This is a genomic window from Nocardia sp. CDC159 (assembly GCF_023740735.1).
GTDB lineage: Bacteria > Actinomycetota > Actinomycetes > Mycobacteriales > Mycobacteriaceae > Nocardia > Nocardia pulmonis.
The window spans coordinates 448114-471355 of sequence record NZ_JAMRXH010000002.1; the positions used below are offsets into that span (position 1 = coordinate 448114).

Here is a 23242-nt window from a genome sequence, read left to right on the forward strand (position 1 = left end):
GCTTCCAGTCGACTGTGCGCCAGCCTGCCATGAAGCCCTGGGGTTGCATCCCCCGCCTCCACTCTAGTTGGCGGGGGTCACGGCCGTCGTCCGTCCACCCTATTGCGGACCTCCGACATCGCCAGTCATTCAGTCATAACGCAGCTGTTGCCGGGTTCGTTTCCGTCCCGATACGCCCTGAGCGAACAACCCGCCGGTCGGCGGGGGAAAACCCGGCCGACGGCGTCGATCCGGTACCGCGCGGTGACCTTCCGCGCCATGCGTTGCGAGTGCGTTCCATATGACGGTATCGGGTGCGGCCCCCACGAGGTGGGTGCTACCCGCACCGCGCGCGGCCTAACCCCCGGTGACCGGTGGAATGAAATGACACGGCACCGGACGGGGGTGTCCGGGGTCCAGGGCGTTGAGCGCGAAGATCGCCGCGCGTTCGCTGCCCGCGATCCCGGCGTGCTCGGAGAAGTCGGCCGCACAGCCGTCCTGGACCGTGATGTTGATCGTTCTCGGCCCGGGCACGAGGCCGACCGTATACGGCACGACGAGTTCGTCGTAGCGGGTCGCGATATTGGTATAGGTGACGTCCGGGTCGTACACACCGTCGGCGAGCAGCGCCCTCATGAATTCCGAGCGTCCGGCCATCTGCCCGCACGGCACGCACAGCCCGGCGCCGAGCAGCCCCTCGACCGCGGCCTCGGCCCCCAACTGCCGGGCGACGACGCGCACCGGGTCCAGCATCGGCCCGTAGGTCGACAACCAGGGGGCGGCCAGCGCCACGAACCGGTCCACGCGCGCCGCGCCGCCCAGTCGCTTGACGTAGTAATTGCCGACGATATTGCCCTGCGAATGCCCGATCAGGTCGACCCGCGCCGCGCCCGTGGCCGCGAGCACCCGATCGACGAAGGCGGCGACCTGCGCGGAGCTCTGCTCGATCGGGCGCATCCCGCCGATGGCCGACAGCGGCCAGGGCAGATCGTAGGCGCCGTAGGTCGGCGCGTAGACGCAGTAGCCCGCGTTGGCCAGCAGCGGCACGTAGACGCCCCAATTCGTCTGTGCCCCACCACCGGTCCCGTGCAGCAGCACCACCGGATTCGGATGGTCCGCGCTCGGACGGCACGACCAGTCGTTCGAACCCGGCAGCGAACCGCCGGGCTGGCGCAACTCGTGCGGAATTCCGGCGAAGAAGTTGTAGACGACCGGATAGTCGGCCCGCGCCGGCGCCGCGGCGCCCACCCACAGGGCGGTCAGCACCGCCATGACCAGCATCGAAACCGGTAGCGCACGGCGCATGAGCCCTCCAGGAATGAAACGTGTTCCGGAAGGTTACGAGAACGTGTTGCAGTAGGGGGCGGAATCTACAGATCCCGGTCGGACACGATTCCGGCCTGCAGGGCCAGGCTCGCCAGCCGCACGCGCTTCTGGTTCTGCGGCAGATCCTCCACGCCGAACTTCGAGAACAGCGCGCGCAGGTGGGTTTTGATGGCGTCGACACTCAGGAACAGCTCGTCGGCGATCTGCTGATTCGAGGCGGGCGTGGCGAATCCGGAGTTGTTCTTGTACGGGCGGCACAGCGCGATCAACACCGCGCGCTGGGTCTCGGTGAGCGAGCGCAGGGTCGGGAACATCCCGGCCGAGGTGCGGGTGGGATTGTCGGCCACGCCGCTGAAGTCGTGGAAGGACAGCAGCTGCGAACCGATTCGGATGCGATCGCCCTCGGCCAACCGCCGGCGCCCCACGACGCGCTCGCCGTTGACGAAGGTCCCGTTGCGCGAGAGCCCGTCGTCGACGATGGTCCAGCCCGCGGTCAGGAACTCCACCGCGGCGTGCAGACGCGACACCTCGGCGTCCCAGGACAGGGTGAGGTCGGCCTGCGGCGAACGCCCGATGGTGATGCGCTGACGGTCCGGGGAGAGCACGAGCTCCTGGCGGCTGCCGCTGTCGTCGGTGAAACGCAGGAACGATCCGTGAAATCCGGTCACTGTCCCGATCCCTCACTCACGGTTTCCATGGTGCCGCGCCGGATCGTCTCGAAGCAAGATCGCATCACAAGCGCCCGGAACCCACACTTTCACCGGTTATGCATAAATGATATGAAAAAGCCGCTGCTGCCCGGACGGTGCACGATTCCTCCAGGCGGCAGCGACCCAATTGCAAACCGAGTTGTCGCTCTAGTTGTTGCGACCGACTTCCTTGTTGTACGCCTCGGCAATCTCCGCGGAGATACGACCGCGCGCGGAGACCTTGTGGCCCTTGCGGCGCGCCCATTCCCGAATTGCGGCACTCTGTTCGCGGTCCCGCGAGACGGGGTTCTTCGGTGCACCCGCCCCGACCCCGGCAGGCTTGCTGCGTCGGCGGCCGCTCACTCGACGCGCGTTGGAAACCCAGGGCTCCAACCCATCCCGCAGCTTCGCCGCATTTGCCGCGGACAGGTCGATCTCGTACGACACACCATCGATCGCAAACTCGATGGTCTCGTCCGCGATGGACTCACCGTCGACATCGTCGATCAGGCTAACGGTGACCTTCTTTGCCATGAGATGAACGTCCTCTCGAAATCGTGCGACCCGCATACTAGGCCGATACCCGAGTCGAGAATACCTCGAATTTCGAGATTTCCAAGACGGGAGTTCGGCATTCAATCCGACGCTCAGCGAGCGGACGGACGAACAATTGGGAACAGTATCGTTTCCCGGATTCCCAGACCCGTCAACGCCATCAGCAAGCGATCGATTCCCATACCGGTACCGGTTGTCGGTGGCATACCATGTTCCATCGCCGTGAGGAAGTCCTCGTCGAGTCGCATGGCCTCGTCGTCGCCCTGCGCCGCCAATCTCGCCTGATCAATGAAGCGCTCGCGCTGAATGACCGGATCGATCAGCTCCGAATACCCGGTGGCCAACTCGAAGCCGCGGACGTAGAGATCCCACTTCTCGGCCACCCCGGGCCTGCTGCGATGCTGACGGGTCAGCGGCGAGGTCTCGACCGGGAAGTCGCGCACGAAAGTCGGCGCGTATAGCTTGTCGCCGTAGGTGTGCTCCCACAGTTCCTCGACCAGTTTGCCGTGTCCGTACCCCTTGTCCTGGGGAATTTCCAGGCCCACCCGATCGGCCAGTGCGAGCAATTCGTCGACGGTCGTTTCGGGGGTGACCTGCACACCCAGCGAGTCCGACAGCGAGGGGTACATCTCCACGGTGTTCCACTCGCCGCCGAGATCGTATTCGGTGCCGTCGGCCAGCGTCACCACCTGGGTGCCGAAGACCTCCTGGGCCACCTCCTGGATCAATTCCCGCATCATCCGCGCGGAATCGTCGTAGGTGCCGTAGGCCTCGTACGTTTCCAGCATGGCGAACTCGGGCGAATGGGTCGAGTCGATGCCCTCGTTGCGGAAGTTGCGGTTGATCTCGAAGACCTTCTCGATGCCGCCCACCACACAGCGCTTGAGGAACAGCTCCGGCGCGATGCGCAGATACAGATCGATATCGAGCGCATTGGAGTGGGTGACGAACGGCCGGGCCGCGGCGCCGCCGTGCAGCGTCTGCAGCATGGGGGTCTCCACCTCCAGGAAGCCCCTGCGCTCCAACGCGTTTCGCAGCGCGCGCACCGCGGCCACCCGGACGCGCGCCATTTCCCGCGCCTCCGGCCGCACGATGAGATCGACATAGCGCTGGCGGACCCGCGCCTCCTCGCTCATCTCCTTGTGTGCCACCGGCAGCGGGCGCAGCGCCTTGGCGGCCATGGACCAGGAATCGGCCATGACGCTCAATTCGCCCGTGCGCGAGGAGATCACCTCGCCGTGCACGAATACGAAGTCGCCGAGATCCACATCGGCCTTCCAGGCGGCCAGCGCGTCCGCGCCGACACCGTTCAGGCTGATCATCGCCTGCAGCTTGGTGCCGTCGCCCTCCTGCAGCGTCGCGAAACACAACTTGCCGGTATTGCGCATGAAAATGACGCGACCGGCGACGCCCACCTGCTGCCCGGTCGGGGTATCCGGCGCGAGGTCCGGATAGGTCGCCCGAATTTCGGCGAGGGTATGCGTGCGCGGCACGACCACCGGGTAAGCCTCATGGCCCTGCTCGAGCAACCGCTCCCGCTTCTCCCGGCGAATCCGCATCTGCTCGGGAAGATCGACTTCCGCTGCGGCAGGACGGCTTTGCTCCGCGGGAACGGCCGCGGCGCCGCCGGAGGAAGAGGTGTTCGGGGTGCTCACATCGAACCACCCTATCGTGCGCCAAAAATCCTTTTGCGGGCCGGGCGGTCAGTTACCCAGGGTAACGAATTGGCATCGTTTCGGGTACGAAAGTGCGACCGGTTCGGTTTCTGTCGCTTCCGTCACAATTGCGCCAGGCCGCAGAATTACAGCGAGGCGAGCGCGACGACCTCACGGGCGATGTGCGGTGCACCGGCCGCGACCGAGAGCAGACCGGCCGCCTTCAATGCCTGGTATCCGCCGACCAGATCGGTGGCCCGATGCAAACCCAGCTGCTGCAGCGAGGCGGCGGCCAGGCTCGAGGTGTAACCCTCCGAGCAGACCACGATCCATTCCACGTCGTGTCCGGTGGCCAGAGCCAGCCGGGCCGAACTGGTCGGGTCGAGCCGCCATTCCAGGACATTCCGCTCGATCACCAGCGCGCCGGGCAGGGTGCCCTCTTTCACCCGCTGCGCCTGCGGCCGAATGTCGACCAGTAACGCACCCCGGGCGATCGCCTGCGGCAATTCGAACGCGTAGATCCGCCGCAGTTGTTCGCGGGCGTTCTCCAACATGCGATCGATCGTCAGGTGAGTCATTTCACGTCGCCTTCCGGCTGGTCGGTGAGGACGGTCCGAGTGCGGCGCAGCGTGCCGTGGCCGGTGACCTCGTAATAGGACATGGCGGTGAGCGGGGGTGAATAGGCGTGCACGGACAGCGTGGGATTGCCCGGCGCCGGGGCACCGGCGAATTGATCGGGGGCGCGGACGACGTCGTGCACCCAGCCCAGCGGGAACGACGCCTGATCGCCAGCCGTGAGGGTGCGATTGCGCAATTCCCTACCGTTCCAACGGTATTCCGACAGTGCGCCGGACAGCACGGTCAGCGCGCCGAGGGATCCGGCGTGGTCGTGCAGTTCGGTGGACTGGTCGGGCACCCAGCTGATCAGCCAGACGTCCACCTCGTCGTCGGTGGAAAGCCGGGTGGCCCAGCGACTGTCGGCTGGCCAGCGGCCGTCGGCCGGAAGCAGGTGATCGTAACGACCCGCCAGCACGTCCTCGGCGCCCTCATCGGTGAGCCGCAGCAGATCGGCGGGCCGCAGCCGGGTGGGCAGCGCCGAGGCGACCGCACGTTCGGTGACCTCGGGAGCGAGGCGGGCCGACGCGGCGGCAACGGGATGGTACGTGGGGGTGATGACAGAGGAACGCATGAGCGAAACTCCAGGAGAAGTGGATGGCCGGGGTCATACGAAGCCCCGACATCGGTCGAGGCGAATCAGCCTCGACAACACTCCTGGATGCTCACGCGGTAGGACACGGGCGAAAGTCTATGCAGACGGGCGGGCCGGGCACAAGCATCCTGTTGGCTTCCCCACACGATCGGTGCCCCGCCGTTACGTCCCCGTGCCGCTACCGACGGCGCTGCTGATTGCGCTCGTACACCAGCCGCAGCCCGTCCAGCGTCAGATGCGGCTCATGATGTTCGATCGTCTCCGACTCCGGCACGATCAGCGGGGCGGTGATCCCCGTGGCCACGATCGCCACCTCGTCCCCGGCGAAGGCGTCGAATTCGTCGCGGATGCGGTCGATCAGCCCGTCCACCAGCCCGGCGAAGCCGAAGACCGCGCCGGATTGGATGCATTCGAGGCTGTTCTTGCCCAACACCGAACGCGGGCGGGTCAGCTCGGCGCGCCGCAGCGCGGTGCGGGCCACCAGCGCCTCGGTCGCGATCTCCACGCCCGGCGCGATGCTGCCACCCAGGAATTCCCCCTTCGCCGAGACCAGGTCGACGCAGATGGCGGCCGGGCCGAAGTCGACGACGATGGCCGGGGAGTCGAAGCGATGGTAGGCCGCCAAACAGTTGACGATCCGATCGGCGCCCACCTCCTTCGGATTGTCCACCAGCAGGGGGATTCCCGTGCGCACCCCCGGCTCGACCAGCACATGCGGAACCTCGCCCCAGTACCGGCTCAGCATGGTGCGCAGCTCGCGCAGCACCGGCGCCATGGTCGACAGCGCCGAGACGCCCACGACCTGATCGAGCCGATCGCCCACCAATCCGCGCACGTGCATGGCGAATTCGTCGGCGGTCAGCAGCGGATTGGTGTGCATGCGCCAGGTGTCCACCAGCTTCGCGTGCGAGCCGCTGCCCGAGAACAGCCCGATCTCGATGCTGGTATTGCGGACGTCGATGGTCAGCAGCATCGGCCCGTCCCGCCGCTCAGGCGAAGGTGAGGTTGCGCGGCGAGGACAGGCCCGACCCCTCCGGCGCATGCGCCGGATCCGAGCCCAGCTCGACCGGCCGGTTGCGCTCGTCGACGAAGACCACCCGGGGCCGGTAGTCGCGCAGTTCGGCCTCGTCCATCATGGCGTAGGCGATCAGGATCACCAGATCGCCCGGATGGACGAGATGCGCCGCGGCGCCGTTGATTCCGATGACGCCGGACCCGCGCTCGCCCGCGATCACATAGGTCTCGAGCCGGGCGCCGTTGTCGATGTCGACGATGCAGACCTGCTCACCCTCGAGCAGATCGGCCGCGTCCATCAGATCCGGATCCACGGTCACCGAGCCGACGTAGTGCAGATCGGCGTGCGTCACCGTGGCGCGGTGGATCTTGGATTTCATCATGGTGCGCAACATCGTCGTCGCCTTTCGTTACGAGATCGCCTGTGCGGCAACGTCGGGTGTGGTGGGATGACCCGCGGCGGGAGCGACGGGACCGGAGGCGGCAGCCTGCGTAACCACGGAGGGACCAGCGGACGCCGCATCGGATACAGCCGGAACGCCGACCGTGACGGCCATGTTGTCGATGAGCCGGGTGCCGCCGATGCGGGCGGCCACCAGCAGGCGGGTATTGCCGCTCGCGGGGATCTCGCCCAGATCGGCCCCGCGCAGTTCCAGATAGTCGACGTCGATCTCGGGCTTGGTGTCGAGCACGGCGCGCGCGGCGGCGAGCACGCCCTCCGGGCCGAGGCCCGCGGCGTGGCGGCCCGCGGCCAGCGCGGCCGACAGGGTCGTCGCGAGTTCGCGCTGGGCGGGATCGAGATAGCGATTGCGCGAGGACATCGCCAGCCCGTCGCGCTCGCGGACGGTGGCGACCGGAACGATCTTCACCTCGAAGTTCAAGTCCCGCACCATTTCCCGGATCAGCGTCAGCTGCTGATAGTCCTTCTCGCCGAAGAACGCCTCGTGCGGGCGGGCGATTTGCAGCAGCTTGGCGACCACGGTCAGCACCCCGGCGAAATGGGTCGGGCGGCTGCGACCCTCGAGTTCGGCGCCCAGCGGCCCGGGTTCTACGGCGGTGCGCGGGCCGTTCGGATACATCTCGGCGGCGCTGGGTGCGAACACCAGCTCCACACCCTCCCCGCGCAGCAGTTCGACATCGGCGTCCAGGGTGCGCGGGTATTTGTCGAGATCCTCGTTCGCGCCGAACTGCAGCGGATTGACGAAGATCGACACGATCACGACCTGATTGGTGCGCTTCGCGCGGCGCACCAGTTCCAGATGACCCTCGTGCAGCGCGCCCATCGTGGGCACCAGCGCGACCTTGCGGCCCACCGAGCGCAGCGCATTCGACACGGCCGACATCCTGGCCGGATCACGCAGCACGGTCAGCTCGCCCGGTTTGTAGGACCCGCGCAGCGCCAGCAGGCGGGAGTTCGGATCGGCCATCAGTGACCCTCCAGCAGTTCGATCAGGGCGGGATTGGTACGGGCCAGCTCGGCGGTGCGTAGCGACAGCGCGCGATAGCCCGCGGCCAGCCGGGGGTCGACTTCGGTCAGGGCCCGCAGATGTTTCGCCACGGCGTCGGCGTCGCCACGAGCGACCGGTCCGGTCAGCGCGGCCTGCCCGCGGCGCAGCGCGTTGTCCAGCGCCGCCGAGGCCAGCGGGGCGAGCATGCGCTCGGCCAGGCCGCCCGGCTGCTCGTCGACCAACTGCTGGCCGAGCAGGCCCGGGCCCGCGAGCGCGTCCCGCAGGGCGGCCACCGCGTCCACGATCAGCGTGACGAGGTGATTGCTGCCGTGCGCGAGGGCGGCGTGGTACAGCGCGCGATGCTCCTCGGTCACCCGCACCGGCTCGCCGCCCATCTCGATCACCAGCGACTGCGCGATCGCGTAGCCGACCTCGTCGGCGGCGGTGATGCCGAAGCAGGCGTTGCCGAGCCGGGCGAGGTCCTCGTCGTGGCCGGTGAACGTCATGGCCGGATGGACGGCCAGCGGCCGCGCGCCGCGCTCGGTCAGTGGGGCCAGCACGCCGATGCCGTTGGCGCCGGAGGTGTGCAGCACGATCGTGCCCGGCCGCACCACGCCCGCGGTGGCCAAACCCGTTACCAGGCCGGGCAGTTCGGCATCCGGCACCGCCAGCACCAGCAGCTCGCTGCGCGCGGCCACCTGCTCGGCGGGCAGGATTCGCGAATCCGGCAGCCGGGTGCGGGCGCGCTGGCGTGAGGCGTCGGAGATGGCCGAGACGCCGAAGACGATGTGCCCGGCACGCTCGAGTGCCGAACCCAGTGCGGAACCCACGCGTCCCGCCGAGACGATTCCCACCGTCAGTCGTGCAGGCGCAGGGTCACTCCCAGAATTACCTGAGGTCACCATTGTCCTCTCGATGTCGTTCCAGTCCCGCCGTGCGGGTACCGGACGTTACCGAGTCGAGGATAGGGCCGCGGCCGCGGCGCGCACAGGGCCGGGGCCGGTGATATTCACCTCAGCGCCCGCCCTGCTCCGAGCGCAGGTTGGCCATGATCTCCGCGACCGAGAGCCTGCGGCCCGGGGAGTCCTCGCCGTCCTCGCTCTCGGCGCGGCGACGGCGGCGGGAGCCCGCGGTGCCGATCGGGCCGCGCCGCTCGGGGGCGGGGCGGGCGGGCGACTCGTCGGCGGGCAGGCGTTCGGGCGGGGCCTGCTTCGGCGCGACCGATTCGGATTCGGATTCGGGCTCGGGATCGGACTGCTCGGGCGAGACGACGGCCGTCTCGGCGGTCACCGGATCGTCGTAGGGGCTGGCGAAGGCCGGTGGCTCGGGGTGGTCGGAGTCGAAGACCGGGGTCACGTTCAGCGGTACGGCGGGCGCGTTCCACGCGTCCCAGGTGTCGGTTTCCCGCGAGTTATCGTTCGCCGCATCGGGACTGGGCAGTTCCTGCAGCCGGACGGCATCGGCGTGCAGAGCGGGGCGCGGATTCGGCAGGTCGCCGTCGAACAGTCGCTGCAGACTCTCTCGCAGCACGGCGAGCTCGCCGCGCAGCGCGGCCAGTTCGGCCGCGTCGGCGCCCACCTCCCGTCGCACCCGCTCCTCGACGCTCAGCTCGTATTCGCGGCGCGCGCTGATCTCCCGCTCCAGTTGCAGTTCGTACACCGTCTGCAGGTTCTGCGCCCGGACCTGATCGAGGGCGGCCTCGCGCCGGTATCTGGTCGCGGCCAGCGCGCCGATCACCGCGGCCCACAGCGCGATCACCAGGCCGACCCGGACCAGTTGCAAGCTGTTGCTGAAAATCAGAAACACGCTGGCTACCAGTCCGAGCAGGCTCAGGACTCCGACGACGAACTTTCCCGCGTCATCCCGCCTGCTACGGGAAGTACTGCTACGGGCGGGTGACACCATGACCGCGAGGATAGCTCGGTTGACAGGTTCCGGCTCGAAGCCGGATCGGTGATTCCGGCACGATTATTTGCTAAGAGGTTGCCGGTTCGTCGGGTGGTTCATTCGGCGCGCGACAGCAATACTCCAGCCACAGCGCCGCGGCTACCAGCGCCGCCCCCGCGACCAGGCCCACGAGGGCGCCGGGGGTGTCGGCCGCGGCCGCGCGCAGCGTCGACCGCTGCGGGAACACCCAGATCAGAAAGCCCAGCCACACCCCCGCGGCCAGCGAACCCACCAGCGCCGAGGCCTTGGCCAGCGCGACCGCCCGCGCCGCGGTGATGGGGTGCAGCTGTTTGGGCCCGTCCCCGATCCGATCGTCGTTGACCCGGGTGCGAATCACGAAGGCCAGCACGGCCTCCAGCGCCGCCACCGGGTACAGCGAGGCCCCCGCGAGCACCGAGATCGGCGGAAAGCTGGAATACGCCCAGCGCGTGGCGATCCACGCCACGACCGCGGCCAGCAGCACATTCGCGGTCAGATCCAGCGCCCGCGTCGGTTTCATCACGTTCATGGCCGGGCCGCTCGCAGGGTGAGTTCGGTGATGCGCACGCCTTCGATCTCCGCGGCGGCCAGTTCCGCCAGCCAGTCCCGAATCGGCCGGGCCCGCCCCTGCGCCTCGAGCACCGCGTCCGGCTCCACCTCGAGCCAGGGCACCAGGACGAAGGCGCGATTGTGCGCCTGCGGATGCGGCAGCGTCAGCGTGGGATCGGTGCTGCGGACCACGCGCAGCCCCTCCGGCCGTCGCTCGGCACACCAGAGGACATCCACATCGAGCGTCCGGGCGCCCCAGCGCACCTCGCGCATCCGCCCGGCGGCCCGCTCGAGCTCCTGTCCGCGATGCAGCCAGTCCCGCGGCCCGGCGGCCGGATCGTCCACCACCAGTACGGCATTCAGATAATGCTGCTGCGGCACGCCGCCCCAGGGCGCGGTCGAATACACCGATGACGCCGCGACCACATGCGCGGCGAGGGCATCGACGACGCTGCGCAGGTGGGCCAGGCGATCGCCGAGGTTGGATCCGATCGACAGCACGGCGCGGCTCATCGCAGGACCTCGCTCACGCGATCACCCCGGTGTGCGCACCGGAATCCACGGCGGAGTTCTCGCGCGGATCCCGCCTGCGGGTGGCCACCACCCGGACATCGTCGAAGGTGTGCGGAATCGGGGCGGACGGCTTGTGCACGACCACCTCGGCGGCGGCAATGCGCGGATCGGTCATGATGTCGTCGGCGATCTCGGACACCACCGTCTCGATCAGGTTGCGCGGTCGGCCCCGCACGATGTCGACCGCACGCCCGGCCAGTTCGCCGTAGTCGACGGTGGCCGAAAGGTCGTCGGTGGCAGCGGCTTTCGCGAAATCCAGCCATAGAGTGATGTCGACGACGAACTCCTGGCCGTCGCGGCGCTCGAAATCGAAGCAGCCGTGGTGACCGTGGGCGCGCAGCCCGCGCAGTTCGATGCGATCGGTGCTCACTGCACTCCCTGTCGGACTCGTTCGGCCCGCCGCCAGGCGTCGGCGACGGCGATGGCATCCACCGAGGCGCGCACATCGTGGACCCGCACGCCCCACGCGCCGTGCCGCGCGGCCAGGGCCGAGATGGTGGCCGTGGCGGTCTCGCGGCCGTCGGGCGGGCGCGGGCCGTCGGCATCGGCCAGCAGCGCGCCGAGGAAGCGCTTGCGGGAGGCGCCGATGAGGATGGGCAGCCCGTGCGCGGTGAGTTCGGGCAGCGCGCCCAGCAGGGCCCAGTTGTGCTCGGCGTTCTTGGCGAAGCCCAGGCCGGGATCGAGCACCAGCCGGTCGGGGTGCACGCCCGCGGCCATGGCCAGATCCACCTGCATGGACAGCTCGTCCATCACCTCGGTGACGACATCGTCGTAGTGCTCGGCCGGGCCGATGTGGCGATAGTCCGCGCCCGCGCGCCAATGCATGAGGATCCACGGCACCTCGGCCGCGGCGACGACCTTGACCATATCCGGATCGGCACGCCCGCCGGATACGTCGTTGACCACCGACACCCCCGCCGCGATCGCGGCCTCGGCGACCGCGGCACGCATGGTGTCCACGCTGGTCGGCACGCCCGCGGCGACCAGGTCGTGAATGACCGGGACCACCCGCGCGGCCTCGGTCGCCGGATCGATGCGGACGGCGCCCGGGCGGGTGGACTCCCCGCCCACGTCGACGATGTCCGCACCCGCCTCGTACAGCGCGATGCCGTGCGCGACGGCCAGACCCGGATCCAGGTATCGACCGCCGTCGGAGAACGAATCGCTGGTGACGTTGACCACGCCCATCACCACACACGATCGCCCGCCGCGCGGGGTGACGAGTCGTCCGGACACCGCCAGCTCACTCACTTCCGCAGGATCAGATCGAGGGCCTCGGCGCGGGAGGACGCACTGCTCTGCAGCAGCCCGCGCACGGCCGAGGTGGTGGTGCTGGCGCCGGGCTTGCGAATGCCGCGCATGGCCATGCACAGATGTTCGGCCTCGATCACCACGATCGCGCCGCGCGGATCCAGCTTGCGCATGACCGCGTCGACGATCTGACTGGTCAGCCGCTCCTGGACCTGCGGGCGCTTGGCGTACAGGTCGACCAGCCGGGCCAGCTTGGACAGGCCGGTGACGCGCCCGTGCGGACCCGGGATGTAGCCGACGTGCGCGACGCCGTGGAAGGAAACCAGATGATGTTCGCAGGTCGAGTACATCGGGATGTCGCGCACCAGGACCAGTTCCTGATGTCCCTCGTCGAAGGTGGTGTTCAGCACCGAATCGGGTTCGGTGTAGAGCCCGGCGAACATCTCGCGGTAGGCGCGCGCGACCCGGCCCGGGGTGTCGAGCAGCCCCGGGCGATCCGGATCCTCGCCGACGGCGAGCAACAGTTCCCGCACCGCCGCCTCCGCGCGCTCCTGGTCGAACAGGCGGCCGGTCTCGACGGCGATCAGAGCGTCGGAGTCGGGTTCTGCGATGGCACGGTTGTTCGCCGACACTCGAGGACACCTCCAAAAAAATCTGTGTACGTGGTGCCCGTTGGCACCGGCCGCAGCCGGTGCCGGTTACCTCTCGGCACCTCGACCGTCGAGCCTAATCACCGACCGGTCAGCGCCGACCGTTCGGCCCGTCCCAATCGCCGCCGTCGGTCTCACCGTTGGGCGACGGGTAGCCCGAACCCTCCTGGTCGTTCGGCTGATTCCAGGCCGGTCGGCCGTAGCGCTGGCCACCGCCCGGGGCCCAGCCGCTCTGCGGCTGCCCGCCGTAACCGGGCTGCTGCCCGGCCTGGCCCTCGTCCTGTGGCGGCCAGCCCGGAGCCGACCATCCGGCCGGGGCGCCGTAATCGGGCCGCGAGCCGTGCGTGCCGCCGCCCTGCCGCGGATAGGCGGGCAGCGGATAGTTGCCGGGCTGCGGGTACCCGCCGTAGCCGGGCTGCTGATATTCGGGCTCCGGATAGCCGTTGGCCGGAACCGGCTGCGCCGCGGGCTTTTTCACCGCCTGGGTGGCCGACTCGTCCGGCCACGGCTCACCGCGCTCGGCGGCCAGCTCGCGCGGGGTCTTCACCGGCGGGCGGTCCGACGGGGTGCGGTCGCCGAAATCGTTGAACGCCGTGATGCGCGGACGCTTCTCGACCGTGGCGAGGACCTCCTCGAGATCCTTGCGGTGCAGCGTCTCCCGCTCCAGCAGCGCGGTGGCCAGCGCGTCGAGCTCGTCGCGGTACTCGTTGAGGATGGCCCAGGCCTCGGTGTGCGCGGCCTCGATGAGATTGCGCACCTCCTCGTCGATCTCGCGGGCGACCTCGTGCGAGTAGTCCGAGCCCATGCCCATCGAGCGGCCCAGGAACGGGTCGCCCTGCTCCTGGCCGTAGCGCACCGCGCCGAGCCGGGCGCTCATGCCGTATTCGGTGACCATCGCGCGGGCGATCTTGGTGGCCTGATCGATATCGGAGGACGCGCCCGTGGTCGGCTCGTGGAACACCAGTTCCTCGGCCGCGCGGCCGCCCATCGCCATCACCAGCCGGGCGATCATCTCCGAGCGGGTCATCAGGCCCTTGTCGTCCTCGGGCACGGTCATGGCGTGCCCGCCGGTGCGGCCGCGGGCCAGGATGGTGACCTTGTAGACCGGTTCGATATCGGGCATCGCCCAGGCCGCCAGGGTGTGGCCGCCCTCGTGGTAGGCCGTGATCTTCTTCTCGTGCTCGCTGATGATGCGGCTCTTGCGCCGCGGGCCGCCGATGACGCGGTCGACCGACTCCTCCAGCGCCGCGCCGGTGATCACATTGCCGTGCTCGCGCGCGGTGAGCAGCGCGGCCTCGTTGATGACATTGGCCAGATCCGCGCCGGACATGCCGACCGTGCGCTTGGCCAGCCCGTCCAGATCGGCGTCGGACGCGATCGGCTTGCCCTGCGAGTGCACGCGCAGGATCGCGCGACGCCCGGCCAGATCCGGATTGCCGACCGGAATCTGCCGGTCGAAGCGGCCGGGCCGCAGCAGCGCCGGATCGAGGATGTCGGGGCGGTTGGTGGCCGCGATGATGATCACGCCGGTGCGGTCGCCGAAGCCGTCCATCTCGACCAGTAGCTGGTTGAGCGTCTGCTCGCGCTCGTCGTGACCGCCGCCCAGACCCGCGCCGCGCTGGCGGCCGACGGCGTCGATCTCGTCGACGAAGATGATGCAGGGGCTGTTCTGCTTGGCCTGATCGAACAGGTCGCGCACGCGCGAGGCGCCGACGCCGACGAACATCTCGACGAAGTCCGAACCGGAGATCGTGAAGAACGGGACCCCCGCCTCACCGGCCACGGCCCGGGCGAGCAGCGTCTTACCGGTGCCGGGCGGGCCGTACAGCAGCACGCCCTTCGGGATCTTCGCCCCCAGCGCCTGGTAGCGGGCCGGGTTCTGGAGGAAGTCCTTGATCTCGTAGAGCTCCTCGACGGCCTCGTCGGCCCCGGCCACATCCGCGAAGGTGGTCTTGGGCATGTCCTTGGACAGCTGTTTGGCCTTGGACTTGCCGAAGCCCATCATGCCGCCTCGGCCACCGCCCTGCATGCGGGCCATGACGAAGATGAACAGCCCGAGCAGCACCACCATCGGCAGCACGAACAGCAGCACCTGGGTGAACCAACTGTCCTGCTTGACGGTCGTGTTGTAGGGGGCGCCGGAGGCCTGCACGTCCTTGAGGATCTGCGCCGAAACCTCGCTGCCACCCGGATACTTCGCGATGATCTGGGTCTGGCCGCTGGTCGCGTCGTTGCCCTTGTTCAGCGTGATGCGGAGCTGCTGCTCCTTGTCATCGATCTGAACCTGCTTGACGTTGGCCTTGTCCTGCAGCTGGGTGAGCGCCACGGACGTATCGACGTTCTTCCAGCCGCGCGTGTCGTTGCTGAAATAACCGACCAGATAGATCACGAGCAGGACGCCCGCGACTATGGCCAGGTTGCGAAACACTGTCTTGCGGTTCATAGAGCGTCGGCCGGCGGGCCAGTCCTTTCCGGTAATTCCGGTTCGTGCCTACGATGCATCGGGCGGGTGCCGTATCCGCAACCGGACCGACCGGGTGCGACCGAACGGATGCGGACAAGCCACGTTACCGCGTACGGTCTACTCGATACATCGCGCACCTGATGCAGTTCGACAAGTAAACGGTCGGAGAACAGCGGTGGTTCCCGGCCTGTGCTCGAACCGACACGAACACCGTGCGTTCGGTGTCGGACCCAGCGGTCACAATGATGACATGCCAGTCCCATTGTGATCGACGACACAACAAGAGTGCAGGGGGTATGGACATAGTCGAGTTACGGACACCCACAGCGATACTGCGCCACGGCAACGGTCGACTGCAGGTCCTCAGGCCCGGCTCGGACGGCGAGCGAGTGCTCGACGTGCCGGTCTCCGACCTGCTCAAGGTCCGGCTGAACCGCCGGACCGACGATGCCGTCGTCATCGAGATCTACCTTCGCTATCCGACCTCGCTGCTCACCGGAATTCCGGCCGACCGCACCCCGCTGCCGGTGCTGATCGCCGAGCACGACGTGCCGGCGGCCACCGTGATCGTGGAGCGGATCAATACCCAGATCACGGCCACCCAGCGCATCGATATGTCCGTACCCGACCTGAATCCGCCCGCCCCGGTCTGGGGCAAAACGGGTCCGACCCGCGCCGATGTGGATCGCGCGGTGCGCCGGATGGCCCCGCGCCGGGAGACCCGCACGGCCGTGACCACGCTGCATCAACTGGTCACCCCGGAGGAGTTCGCACTGGAGACCGCGCTGGTCTCCGCCGAGCCGCCCGCCGGACGGGGCCGGGGTCTGCTCGCGGTCACCACCCAGCGGCTGCTGTTCGTCTCCGTCGGGCCGGGCGAGCGCTACGCCCACGAGCTGCCGGTGGCCGCACTGATGTCGGCGCGCTCGGTCGATTCGGCCGCCGGCGGCGAGTCCGGTATCGAGGTGTGCGACGGCAATATGACCCTGCGTTTCACCGGCACCGACCGCGCCGATACCGAACGCGTGGTCGGCGCGCTCACCTTCGCCATTCAGCGCGAGGCCGCCGACGGGGCCGTGGCCCCGCCCGATCCCGGCGTCGCCCAGCTGTATTCGGAGTGGGAGCTGCTGGTGGAGCGGCATTCACTGGGGATGGTCGACGATTCCCAGTTCCAGCGCTACGGCCGCGGCATACTGCGCTCGCTGCCGGACTGACCCGGGCGCGGCGCGCCCGTCATTCCGGCGCGCCGCCGCCCGCCGGAATCTCCTCCGTCGGCTGCAGCGCGATCCGCCGCCACGGGCTGGTCGGGCGCATCCAGAGCCGGACCAGCTCCAGGCGGCGGTCCACCCCGCCGGACTTCAGCTCGGCGAGGTCCTCGCAGGCCTGCCAGTAGGTCCAGCCGGTGAGGTAGGCGTCGCCGAACTGCCGCCAGTTGCGATAGCGGCGCTGGGCCGGGGGCAGGGCTCGCATGACGTAGTCCCAGGCCACGTCGGCGTCGAGGTAACCGGCGGTGAAGGCCATCCGGGCCACCGCCACCACGCGGGCCAGATCCCACGCCTGGATATCGGCGGGCAGCGGCTGCACCAGATGATCGGTCAGACCGAGCTTGATCGCCTGGGCCCAGATGTCGTAGTCGCGGACCAGCGCCTCGGGATTCTCCATCCCGCGGAACGAGCCGACCTGCCGCAGGAAGGCCCGGTGCCGATCGGCCCGCTCGCCGAACCGGTCGCGCTCCGGCGAATTGATCGCCGCCATCACCAGCGGATGCACCAGGGCATACAGCGGCGAATGCATCCCGTCGAGCAGCTGTTCCATCGACGCCATCGCCTCGGTGCCGTCGGTGATGCCCCAGGCCCCGGTCAGGGTGTCGATGGCCAGTTCGCGCCGGTCGCCGAGCGGATGCTCGCGCTCGGGTCCGAGCAGCAGGGCATCGTGGAACGCGTCCCAGCGCGCCGAGTAGAACGCGCCCAGCGACAGTGCGCGCAGCTCGTCGTCGGAGACCTGTGCGCCGGACCAGTGGTCGTCCTCGCGCCGGTCCAGCTCCTCGTAGGGGAAGGTGGTCAGTGTGGGCACGTCGCGGGTGGCCATAGCACCGATTGTGTCGTATCGATCGGGAGCGGTCTCGCTCATCCCCTTCGAGACGCGCGTCACGCCCCGTCGAAACAGCCGCCGCACGCAACGCACAATTTTCACATCTGTAGATTCTTGCCCTGTCGCGGGCCGGAACCGAGCGCTAATCTCTGCGCCATGTGTAGAAACATCACCGTCCTGCGCGGGCTGGAGCCGCCCGCGACCGAGCAGGAAATCTACGCGGCCGCACAGCAATACGTGCGGAAGGTCGGTGGGTTGACCGGCCTTTCCTCCACGACCAAGCCCGCCTTCGACAAGGCGGTGGCGGCGGTCGCGGCGGCGACCACGGCATTGCTGGCCGAGCTGCCGGATCGCCGGGTACCTCCGTCCACCGAGCCACCGCTGCGCCGACTGGCCAAGGCGGACTGATTCGGGCCGGCTATCGCACGCCGTACACGGCCGCGCAGTCCAGCGCGATCTCCAGCCGCAGGCTGCGCTGTTCGATCGGATGGCCCAGTAGTTCCTCGATGCGCTGAATTCGATAGCGCACGGTGTTCTTGTGCACGCCAAGCCTTTTCGCGGCCGCGTCCGGGCTGCGGTGGCAGCGCAGATAGGCGTGCAGTGTCTCGCGCAGCCGCGCGGCGCCCACGCCCGTGACGGCCAGCGGCCCCAGTTCGCGCACGATCAGCGCCCGCATCGCCGCCTCGTCGGCCCCGGCCAGATAGGCCACCTCGACATCCGGATAGTGGAGCACCCGGCCGATCTGCCCCACCGCACGCTCGGCGACCTGCCGAGCCGACACCGCCTCCCGATGGCTGTCGCGAAAGCCCGCGATACCCGCGGCCGGTGCGCCGACCGCGATCCGCACCGGCGCCTCCACCGCATTCGGCAACCGCGCCGCATCCGACTCCACCGCCAGCCACACCCACAGCGCGCTGGCGCCCGATGGCACGGTCAGCACGCTGCGGCTGCCCAGCGCCGCGGCCATCCGCGCGACCACCCGGTCGAGCAGGCCCAGCACCTCGCTGTCGCCGCCGGCGGCGCCGAACCCGTTGTCCGGCAGCGGCATCGCGCCCGGCATCGACTCGTCGGTCCAGAGCACACCGGCCAGATGCCGCCCGGCCAGCCGATAACCCAGCCGCGCGGAGGCCTGGTCGATATCCACCTCCGAGCCCGCCAGCAGATCGCGCACGAGTTCGGCGCGCTGGTTCAGCGCGGCGCGCAGCCCGCGTTCGCGCTCCTCGGTGTAGGTGTCGGTCAGCTGCTCGACCGAGGTGCTGACCCAGCCGATGGATCGCTCGAACAGCTGGGTCAGCACCGCCCGCTCGATATCGCGGGGCAGTTCGCGCTGATCCAGGATCTCGATCAGGTAGTCGAGTACGGCCTCCTGCCCGAGGTGATAGACCCGCAGCAGCAACCGCAGATCGTGGCCGCGGCGGGCGATGGTGCGGGCGAAGTCGTGCGCCTGCTGCGGCACCGGATAGTCGGACCGGTCCTGGGTGAGCGCACCGAGCACGGCCAGCGCGTGGGCCCGGGTGCTGGCCGCCAGATCGCGCCGGATATCGCGCTCGGCCAGCTCGGGCACCCGCGCGATCAGCGCGTTGTCCAGCCGCGCCACGACCTGTTCCAGGGCCTCGGCCCGCAGGGTCTCGGCGACGAAATCGGTGATCCACTGCCGCACCACCGGATCGGTGCCCGTGGTCCGCATCGGCGACCCTCTCGTTTGTGCTCCGAGTACAAAAAGCCTCGGGATCATTGACAGTCGTGGCCAAGAACTCGGCACGCGATTGTGTCACGATCATAGTTCAGTGAACCAATTCACAGCCCCGCAATGACGCGCACGTGGGAGAGCATCGTGACCAATCCCGGACCGGCACCGAACCAGCGGAAGACCAGCGCCGCCCGCAAGACGGCGGCCAAGGCCACGCCCCGCAGCATCGAGATCCGCAATCCCGCCACCGGCGAACCGGTGGGCACCGTGGCCGACGAATCGGCCGATGCGGTCGCGGCCAAGGTGCGCGAACTGCGCCTGTACCAAACGGAGTGGGAGGCGATCGGTCCCGAGGGCCGCAAGCGGTGGCTGCTGAAACTGCAGGACTGGCTGATCGACAACACCGATCGGCTGGCCGATGTGGTGCAGTCGGAATCCGGTAAGCCGCGGGTGGATTCGCTCATCGATCCCACCTTCGCGATCGACCTGATCGGCTACTACGCCCGCCGCGCGGCTAAGTTCCTCGCCGACGAGCATCCGTCTCCGCACAGCCCGCTGGCCCGGGTCAAGCGCCTCACCACGGTGTATCGCCCGTATCCGGTGGTCGGCGTGATCACACCGTGGAACTTCCCGCTGGCCATGCCCGCGCTGGATGTGATCCCGGCGCTGGCGGCCGGAGCGGCCGTGCTGTTGAAACCCTCGGAGGTGACCCCGCTTTCGGCGCTGGAGTTGGCCCGTGGCTGGGCCGAGATCGGCGCGCCGCCGGTGCTCGCGGTCATGACCGGCGGCGGTGAAACCGGTGCGGCCGTGGTCGAGAACGTGGATTATGTGCAGTTCACCGGGTCCACCCGCACCGGCCGCGCGATCGCCACCGCCTGCGCGCGGCGACTGATTCCCTACAGCCTGGAACTGGGCGGCAAGGATCCGGCGATCGTGCTCGCCGACGCCGATATCGACCGCGCCGCATACGGAATCGCGTTCGGCGGACTGTTCAATGCCGGCCAGGTCTGCATCTCGGTGGAGCGGGTCTACGTCGAGGCGCCGGTGTACGACGAATTCGTCGCCAAGCTGACCGAGCACGTGCGCACGCTGCGCCAGGGCTTCGACGGCCGCGAATCGCGTTACGACATCGGCGCGCTGGCCAACGACGCCCAGAAGGACATCGTCGCGAGCCATATCGAGGACGCGCTGGCCAAGGGTGCGCGCACCCTGACCGGCGGCAGGCCGACCGGCACCGGCACCTTCTTCGAGCCGACCGTGCTCGTCGACGTCGATCACCGCATGACCTGTATGACCGAGGAGACCTTCGGCCCGACCCTGCCGGTGATGAGGGTCGCCGACGAGACCGAGGCCGTCGCCCTGGCCAATGATTCGATCTACGGCCTGTCGGCCTCGATCTGGACCGGGGACCGGGCGCGCGGGGACCGCCTGGCGCGGCAATTGAACACGGGTGCGGTGAATATCAACGACGTCTTCGCCAACATGTTCAATTTCGCGCTGCCGATGGGCGGCTGGCAGCAGTCCGGTATCGGAGCCCGTTGGGGCGGTGCGGAGGGACTGCGCAAGTACTGCCGCAAGCAGGCGCTCACCGCGCCGATGCTGCCGACGCAGCAGAAGGAACTGTTCTGGTTCCCCTACAGCACAACAAAACTCGGCCTCGCGCTGTCGGCCATGCGGGCCGCGGGCGCCCGCGGCATGCGCCGCGTCGGCGTCCTGGATGTCATCAACACCGTAGGAGGTAAGGGCAAGTGACGGATTTCGGCATCATCCGCGGCAAGGTCGTGGTGATCACCGGCGGCGCCCGCGGCATCGGCCTGGCCACCGCCACCGCGCTGCGGAAGTACGGCGCGAAGATCGCCATCGGGGATGTGGACGAGGTGGCGGTCAAGCAATCCGGCACCGCACACGATTTCGACCACTACGGGCGGCTCGACGTCACCGACCAGCAGTCCTTCGCGTCCTTCCTGGACGAGGTGGAGCGCCGGCTCGGACCGATCGACGTGCTGATCAACAATGCCGGAATCATGCCGACCGGCAAGGTCGTCGACGAGCCGGACGCGCTGACCCGCCGCATGCTCGACATCAACGTCTACGGCGTGATCCTGGGCTCCAAACTCGCCCTGGCGCGAATGTTGCTGCGACGCAGCGGCCACATCATCAATATCGCCTCGCTGGCGGGCGAGACCCACATCCCGGGCCTGGCCACCTACAACGCCACCAAGCACGCGGTGCTCGGCTTCACCGACACGCTGCGCGAGGAGTACCGCGGCAGCGGGGTGTCGTTCTCCTCGGTGCTGCCGACCCTGACCAAGACCGAACTCACCTCCGGCGTCAATCCGCCCCGGCTGCTGCCGCGCCCGGCCGAACCGGAGGAGATCGCCGAGGCCATCGCCAAGCTGCTGGTGCAGCCGCGCTCGAAGGTGCGCGTCACCCGGGCCGCGGGCCTGCTCTCCCAGTTCGTCGGCCTGTTACCCGAGCCGGTCGGCGACGCCCTGGGCCGGGTGCTCGGCTCCCAGCACGCCTTCCTGGACCAGGTCGACCACGGCGCCCGCAAGGCCTACGAGGAGCGGGTGCGCTCGGAGCAGAAATGAGGCGGCACTAGTCTCACCGCATGGCGACAGCGGTATTCGTGGGCCTGGCCACGCTGGACATCGCGTACGCACTCGACCGGTATCCGGACGAGGACACCAAGACCCGGGCTCGTGATCAGTTCCTGGGCGCGGGCGGTCCGGCCGCGAACGCCGCTGTCACCCATGCCTTTCTGTCCGGCCGCACCCCCGCCCTGGTGACCGCGCTCGGGGAACACCACCTGGCGCAGGTGATCCGGCGCGATCTCGACGAGTACGGCGTGGCGCCGGTGGACGTCACGCCGTCCGGTACGCACCGCCCGCCGGTCTCCTCGATCATGGTCGCCACCGGATCCGGTACCCGCACGATCGTTTCACTGGACGGTTCGGAGATCGCCGCCCCGTTCGATCCGAGCCAACTCGGGCCGCTGAACGACGCCCGGATCCTGCTGATCGACGGTCACTATCCGGAGCTGGCCGTCGGATTCGCCACGGCCGCAAGGGCTTCCGGCATTCCGGTGGTGCTCGACGCCGGGCGCTGGCGCGAGGTGCACGCGGAGCTGTTGGCGCTGACCGATATCGCGATCTGCTCGGCGTCGTTCGCACCGCCCGGCGTCGGCGCGGACGACCTGTTCGACTATCTGCACGACCACGGGGTCGGGCATGCGGCAGTGACCCACGGCGGCAGGCCGATTCCGTACTCCGCGCCGGACGGCCGGGGCGAGATCGCGGTGTCCGGCGCGCCCGTGGTCGACACCCTCGGCGCGGGGGATGTGCTGCACGGCGCGTTCTGTCACTATCACGTTGCCGGGCAGCCTTTTCCGGACGCGCTGCGGCTGGCGTCGGAGGTGGCGTCGGCCTCCTGCCGATATCTCGGCACCCGCGCATGGATGCGGCACCACCGGTGAGTCAGTCCACCAGATAGACCGTGCCGTTCGAACGCAGCACCAGGTCGGCGCGCCCGCGCGTGGCGGCCACCAGCTCGGCATTCATCAGATCGCTGCCCGCCACCTTCGCCCGCGCGAACTCCTCGCTCTTGCCGCCGCGAATATGCCTGCGCAGCAGCCGTTCCCGAAGTTCGCCGACGGCCGCGTCCAGATACCAGACCTCGTCCAGGTACTCCCGCACCGCCGACCACCCGGCCGGGCCGTAGTCGTCGAGCAGTAGATAGTTGCCCTCGGTGATCGCGATGGCCTGCCGGTCGAACACCACCCCGTCGGGCACCGGCTCGTGCCGCTTTCGATCGTAGATCGGCCACGAAACCCGTTGTCCGAGCGGCATTTCCCGCAGCGCCCGCAACCGGTCGAGATATCCGCCGACATCGAAGGTGTCCGGCTCGCCCTTGCGCGCCAGCGCACCGGCCACCCGCAGCTCGGCATTGGTGAGATGGAATCCGTCCATCGGCGCCACCTCCGCGGTCCCGGCCCCGATCGCATCCCGCAGCGCGCCCGCGAACGTGGACTTCCCCGCGCCGGGCGGCCCGGCGATACCCAGCACGAACCGACCCACCCGCCCGGCGGCCCGCTCCCGGACGTGGTCGGCCAATTCCCCCAGCGACACCTCGTCACCGCTGCCGAACATCGACCCGACCCTACCCGCGGCCGGGCG

25 protein-coding genes are annotated in these 23242 nt (G+C 68.9%); 5 read left to right on the top strand and 20 right to left on the bottom strand.

Features of this window, described 5'->3' with window-relative positions:
• Nucleotides 1–336: 336 nt before the first annotated feature.
• From NDR87_RS05855 to ftsH, 17 genes are all read right to left on the bottom strand, one after another.
• Nucleotides 337–1284: a triacylglycerol lipase gene (locus tag NDR87_RS05855; RefSeq protein ID WP_251909825.1), complete on the bottom strand. Its 948-nt coding sequence runs from the start codon at nt 1282–1284 to the stop codon at nt 337–339.
• A 65-nt stretch (nt 1285–1349) separates the two neighbouring features.
• The gene (locus tag NDR87_RS05860) at nt 1350–1973 is read right to left on the bottom strand and encodes an FHA domain-containing protein (protein WP_251909824.1); all 624 of its coding nucleotides are present in this window, start codon (nt 1971–1973) and stop codon (nt 1350–1352) included.
• A 189-nt stretch (nt 1974–2162) separates the two neighbouring features.
• On the bottom strand, nt 2163–2528 hold the full coding sequence (locus NDR87_RS05865) for an Lsr2 family protein (protein ID WP_251909823.1): 366 nt from the start codon (nt 2526–2528) through the stop codon (nt 2163–2165).
• 113 nt (nt 2529–2641) lie between these two features.
• Entirely contained in the window at nt 2642–4108 is a 1467-nt protein-coding gene (gene lysS, locus NDR87_RS05870) for a lysine--tRNA ligase (protein ID WP_251910201.1), read from the bottom strand.
• Between the two features lie 242 nt (nt 4109–4350).
• The gene (locus NDR87_RS05875) at nt 4351–4773 is read right to left on the bottom strand and encodes a rhodanese-like domain-containing protein (RefSeq protein WP_251910200.1); all 423 of its coding nucleotides are present in this window, start codon (nt 4771–4773) and stop codon (nt 4351–4353) included.
• Between the two features lie 5 nt (nt 4774–4778).
• Complete coding sequence (locus tag NDR87_RS05880; RefSeq protein ID WP_251909822.1) at nt 4779–5393, bottom strand: cysteine dioxygenase family protein; 615 nt, start codon at nt 5391–5393, stop codon at nt 4779–4781.
• Between the two features lie 199 nt (nt 5394–5592).
• The gene (locus tag NDR87_RS05885; RefSeq protein WP_251909821.1) at nt 5593–6387 is read right to left on the bottom strand and encodes a type III pantothenate kinase; all 795 of its coding nucleotides are present in this window, start codon (nt 6385–6387) and stop codon (nt 5593–5595) included.
• Nucleotides 6388–6403: 16 nt separating this feature from the next.
• The gene (gene panD / locus NDR87_RS05890; RefSeq protein ID WP_251909820.1) at nt 6404–6823 is read right to left on the bottom strand and encodes an aspartate 1-decarboxylase; all 420 of its coding nucleotides are present in this window, start codon (nt 6821–6823) and stop codon (nt 6404–6406) included.
• Nucleotides 6824–6838: 15 nt separating this feature from the next.
• On the bottom strand, nt 6839–7825 hold the full coding sequence (gene panC / locus NDR87_RS05895) for a pantoate--beta-alanine ligase (protein WP_372494100.1): 987 nt from the start codon (nt 7823–7825) through the stop codon (nt 6839–6841).
• Between the two features lie 29 nt (nt 7826–7854).
• Complete coding sequence (locus tag NDR87_RS05900) at nt 7855–8781, bottom strand: Rossmann-like and DUF2520 domain-containing protein (RefSeq protein ID WP_251909819.1); 927 nt, start codon at nt 8779–8781, stop codon at nt 7855–7857.
• 109 nt (nt 8782–8890) lie between these two features.
• Entirely contained in the window at nt 8891–9781 is an 891-nt protein-coding gene (locus tag NDR87_RS05905; RefSeq protein WP_251909818.1) for a DUF6779 domain-containing protein, read from the bottom strand.
• A gap of 70 nt (nt 9782–9851) precedes the next feature.
• Nucleotides 9852–10322 carry a DUF3180 domain-containing protein gene (locus NDR87_RS05910; RefSeq protein ID WP_251910198.1) on the bottom strand — a complete coding sequence of 157 codons (471 nt, stop codon included), beginning with the start codon at nt 10320–10322 and terminating at the stop codon, nt 9852–9854.
• A gap of 5 nt (nt 10323–10327) precedes the next feature.
• Nucleotides 10328–10864 (bottom strand): 2-amino-4-hydroxy-6-hydroxymethyldihydropteridine diphosphokinase, encoded by a 537-nt coding sequence (folK, locus tag NDR87_RS05915; RefSeq protein WP_251909817.1) that lies wholly within the window; start codon nt 10862–10864, stop codon nt 10328–10330.
• Nucleotides 10865–10877: 13 nt separating this feature from the next.
• The gene (gene folB / locus NDR87_RS05920; protein ID WP_251909816.1) at nt 10878–11294 is read right to left on the bottom strand and encodes a dihydroneopterin aldolase; all 417 of its coding nucleotides are present in this window, start codon (nt 11292–11294) and stop codon (nt 10878–10880) included.
• A complete protein-coding gene (gene folP, locus NDR87_RS05925; protein ID WP_251910197.1) occupies nt 11291–12112 on the bottom strand; it encodes a dihydropteroate synthase in 822 nt (273 codons plus the stop codon). Before folP ends, folB begins: the two co-directional genes overlap by 4 nt.
• A 59-nt stretch (nt 12113–12171) precedes the next feature.
• Nucleotides 12172–12807 carry a GTP cyclohydrolase I FolE gene (gene folE, locus NDR87_RS05930; protein ID WP_251909815.1) on the bottom strand — a complete coding sequence of 212 codons (636 nt, stop codon included), beginning with the start codon at nt 12805–12807 and terminating at the stop codon, nt 12172–12174.
• Between the two features lie 109 nt (nt 12808–12916).
• Nucleotides 12917–15268 carry an ATP-dependent zinc metalloprotease FtsH gene (ftsH, locus tag NDR87_RS05935; protein ID WP_251909814.1) on the bottom strand — a complete coding sequence of 784 codons (2352 nt, stop codon included), beginning with the start codon at nt 15266–15268 and terminating at the stop codon, nt 12917–12919.
• A gap of 317 nt (nt 15269–15585) precedes the next feature.
• On the opposite strand from ftsH, the gene NDR87_RS05940 reads away from it, so the two are divergent.
• The gene (locus NDR87_RS05940; protein WP_251909813.1) at nt 15586–16500 is read left to right on the top strand and encodes a hypothetical protein; all 915 of its coding nucleotides are present in this window, start codon (nt 15586–15588) and stop codon (nt 16498–16500) included.
• A gap of 19 nt (nt 16501–16519) precedes the next feature.
• Here the strand turns inward: NDR87_RS05940 and NDR87_RS05945 are convergent, their stop codons facing one another.
• Nucleotides 16520–17374: a DUF1266 domain-containing protein gene (locus tag NDR87_RS05945; RefSeq protein ID WP_251909812.1), complete on the bottom strand. Its 855-nt coding sequence runs from the start codon at nt 17372–17374 to the stop codon at nt 16520–16522.
• 159 nt (nt 17375–17533) lie between these two features.
• Here NDR87_RS05945 and NDR87_RS05950 point away from each other — a divergent pair, with 159 nt between their 5' ends.
• Nucleotides 17534–17785: a DUF2277 domain-containing protein gene (locus tag NDR87_RS05950; RefSeq protein WP_251909811.1), complete on the top strand. Its 252-nt coding sequence runs from the start codon at nt 17534–17536 to the stop codon at nt 17783–17785.
• Between the two features lie 10 nt (nt 17786–17795).
• Here the strand turns inward: NDR87_RS05950 and NDR87_RS05955 are convergent, their stop codons facing one another.
• Nucleotides 17796–19064 carry a CdaR family transcriptional regulator gene (locus NDR87_RS05955; protein WP_251909810.1) on the bottom strand — a complete coding sequence of 423 codons (1269 nt, stop codon included), beginning with the start codon at nt 19062–19064 and terminating at the stop codon, nt 17796–17798.
• A 147-nt stretch (nt 19065–19211) separates the two neighbouring features.
• On the opposite strand from NDR87_RS05955, the gene NDR87_RS05960 reads away from it, so the two are divergent.
• The 3 genes from NDR87_RS05960 to NDR87_RS05970 are packed head-to-tail and all read left to right on the top strand — an operon-like array spanning nt 19212 to nt 22542.
• Nucleotides 19212–20819, top strand: a complete 1608-nt coding sequence (locus NDR87_RS05960; RefSeq protein WP_251909809.1) for an aldehyde dehydrogenase family protein — start codon at nt 19212–19214, stop codon at nt 20817–20819.
• Complete coding sequence (locus NDR87_RS05965; RefSeq protein ID WP_251909808.1) at nt 20816–21658, top strand: SDR family oxidoreductase; 843 nt, start codon at nt 20816–20818, stop codon at nt 21656–21658. The genes NDR87_RS05960 and NDR87_RS05965 overlap by 4 nt, the downstream gene beginning before the upstream one ends.
• A gap of 20 nt (nt 21659–21678) precedes the next feature.
• Nucleotides 21679–22542: a PfkB family carbohydrate kinase gene (locus NDR87_RS05970; protein WP_251909807.1), complete on the top strand. Its 864-nt coding sequence runs from the start codon at nt 21679–21681 to the stop codon at nt 22540–22542.
• A gap of 1 nt (nt 22543) precedes the next feature.
• Here the strand turns inward: NDR87_RS05970 and NDR87_RS05975 are convergent, their stop codons facing one another.
• A complete protein-coding gene (locus tag NDR87_RS05975) occupies nt 22544–23215 on the bottom strand; it encodes a nucleoside/nucleotide kinase family protein (RefSeq protein WP_251909805.1) in 672 nt (223 codons plus the stop codon).
• Nucleotides 23216–23242 lie beyond the last annotated feature (27 nt).

What these genes read in the sequence shown, in the direction of transcription:
- NDR87_RS05910 (WP_251910198.1), bottom strand. Translation starts at nt 10,322, where the DNA reads ATGAAACCGACGCGGGCGCTGGATCTGACCGCGAATGTGCTGCTGGCC.
- NDR87_RS05905 (WP_251909818.1), bottom strand. Translation starts at nt 9,781, where the DNA reads ATGGTGTCACCCGCCCGTAGCAGTACTTCCCGTAGCAGGCGGGATGAC.
- panD (WP_251909820.1), bottom strand. Translation starts at nt 6,823, where the DNA reads ATGTTGCGCACCATGATGAAATCCAAGATCCACCGCGCCACGGTGACG.
- NDR87_RS05855 (WP_251909825.1), bottom strand. Translation starts at nt 1,284, where the DNA reads ATGCGCCGTGCGCTACCGGTTTCGATGCTGGTCATGGCGGTGCTGACC.
- NDR87_RS05970 (WP_251909807.1), top strand. Translation starts at nt 21,679, where the DNA reads ATGGCGACAGCGGTATTCGTGGGCCTGGCCACGCTGGACATCGCGTAC.
- ftsH (WP_251909814.1), bottom strand. Translation starts at nt 15,268, where the DNA reads ATGAACCGCAAGACAGTGTTTCGCAACCTGGCCATAGTCGCGGGCGTC.
- NDR87_RS05940 (WP_251909813.1), top strand. Translation starts at nt 15,586, where the DNA reads ATGGACATAGTCGAGTTACGGACACCCACAGCGATACTGCGCCACGGC.
- NDR87_RS05865 (WP_251909823.1), bottom strand. Translation starts at nt 2,528, where the DNA reads ATGGCAAAGAAGGTCACCGTTAGCCTGATCGACGATGTCGACGGTGAG.
- NDR87_RS05975 (WP_251909805.1), bottom strand. Translation starts at nt 23,215, where the DNA reads ATGTTCGGCAGCGGTGACGAGGTGTCGCTGGGGGAATTGGCCGACCAC.
- NDR87_RS05955 (WP_251909810.1), bottom strand. Translation starts at nt 19,064, where the DNA reads ATGCGGACCACGGGCACCGATCCGGTGGTGCGGCAGTGGATCACCGAT.
- NDR87_RS05885 (WP_251909821.1), bottom strand. Translation starts at nt 6,387, where the DNA reads ATGCTGCTGACCATCGACGTCCGCAATACCAGCATCGAGATCGGGCTG.
- NDR87_RS05950 (WP_251909811.1), top strand. Translation starts at nt 17,534, where the DNA reads ATGTGTAGAAACATCACCGTCCTGCGCGGGCTGGAGCCGCCCGCGACC.
- NDR87_RS05945 (WP_251909812.1), bottom strand. Translation starts at nt 17,374, where the DNA reads ATGGCCACCCGCGACGTGCCCACACTGACCACCTTCCCCTACGAGGAG.
- NDR87_RS05880 (WP_251909822.1), bottom strand. Translation starts at nt 5,393, where the DNA reads ATGCGTTCCTCTGTCATCACCCCCACGTACCATCCCGTTGCCGCCGCG.
- folP (WP_251910197.1), bottom strand. Translation starts at nt 12,112, where the DNA reads ATGGGCGTGGTCAACGTCACCAGCGATTCGTTCTCCGACGGCGGTCGA.
- folK (WP_251909817.1), bottom strand. Translation starts at nt 10,864, where the DNA reads ATGAGCCGCGCCGTGCTGTCGATCGGATCCAACCTCGGCGATCGCCTG.
- lysS (WP_251910201.1), bottom strand. Translation starts at nt 4,108, where the DNA reads ATGCGGATTCGCCGGGAGAAGCGGGAGCGGTTGCTCGAGCAGGGCCAT.
- NDR87_RS05900 (WP_251909819.1), bottom strand. Translation starts at nt 8,781, where the DNA reads ATGGTGACCTCAGGTAATTCTGGGAGTGACCCTGCGCCTGCACGACTG.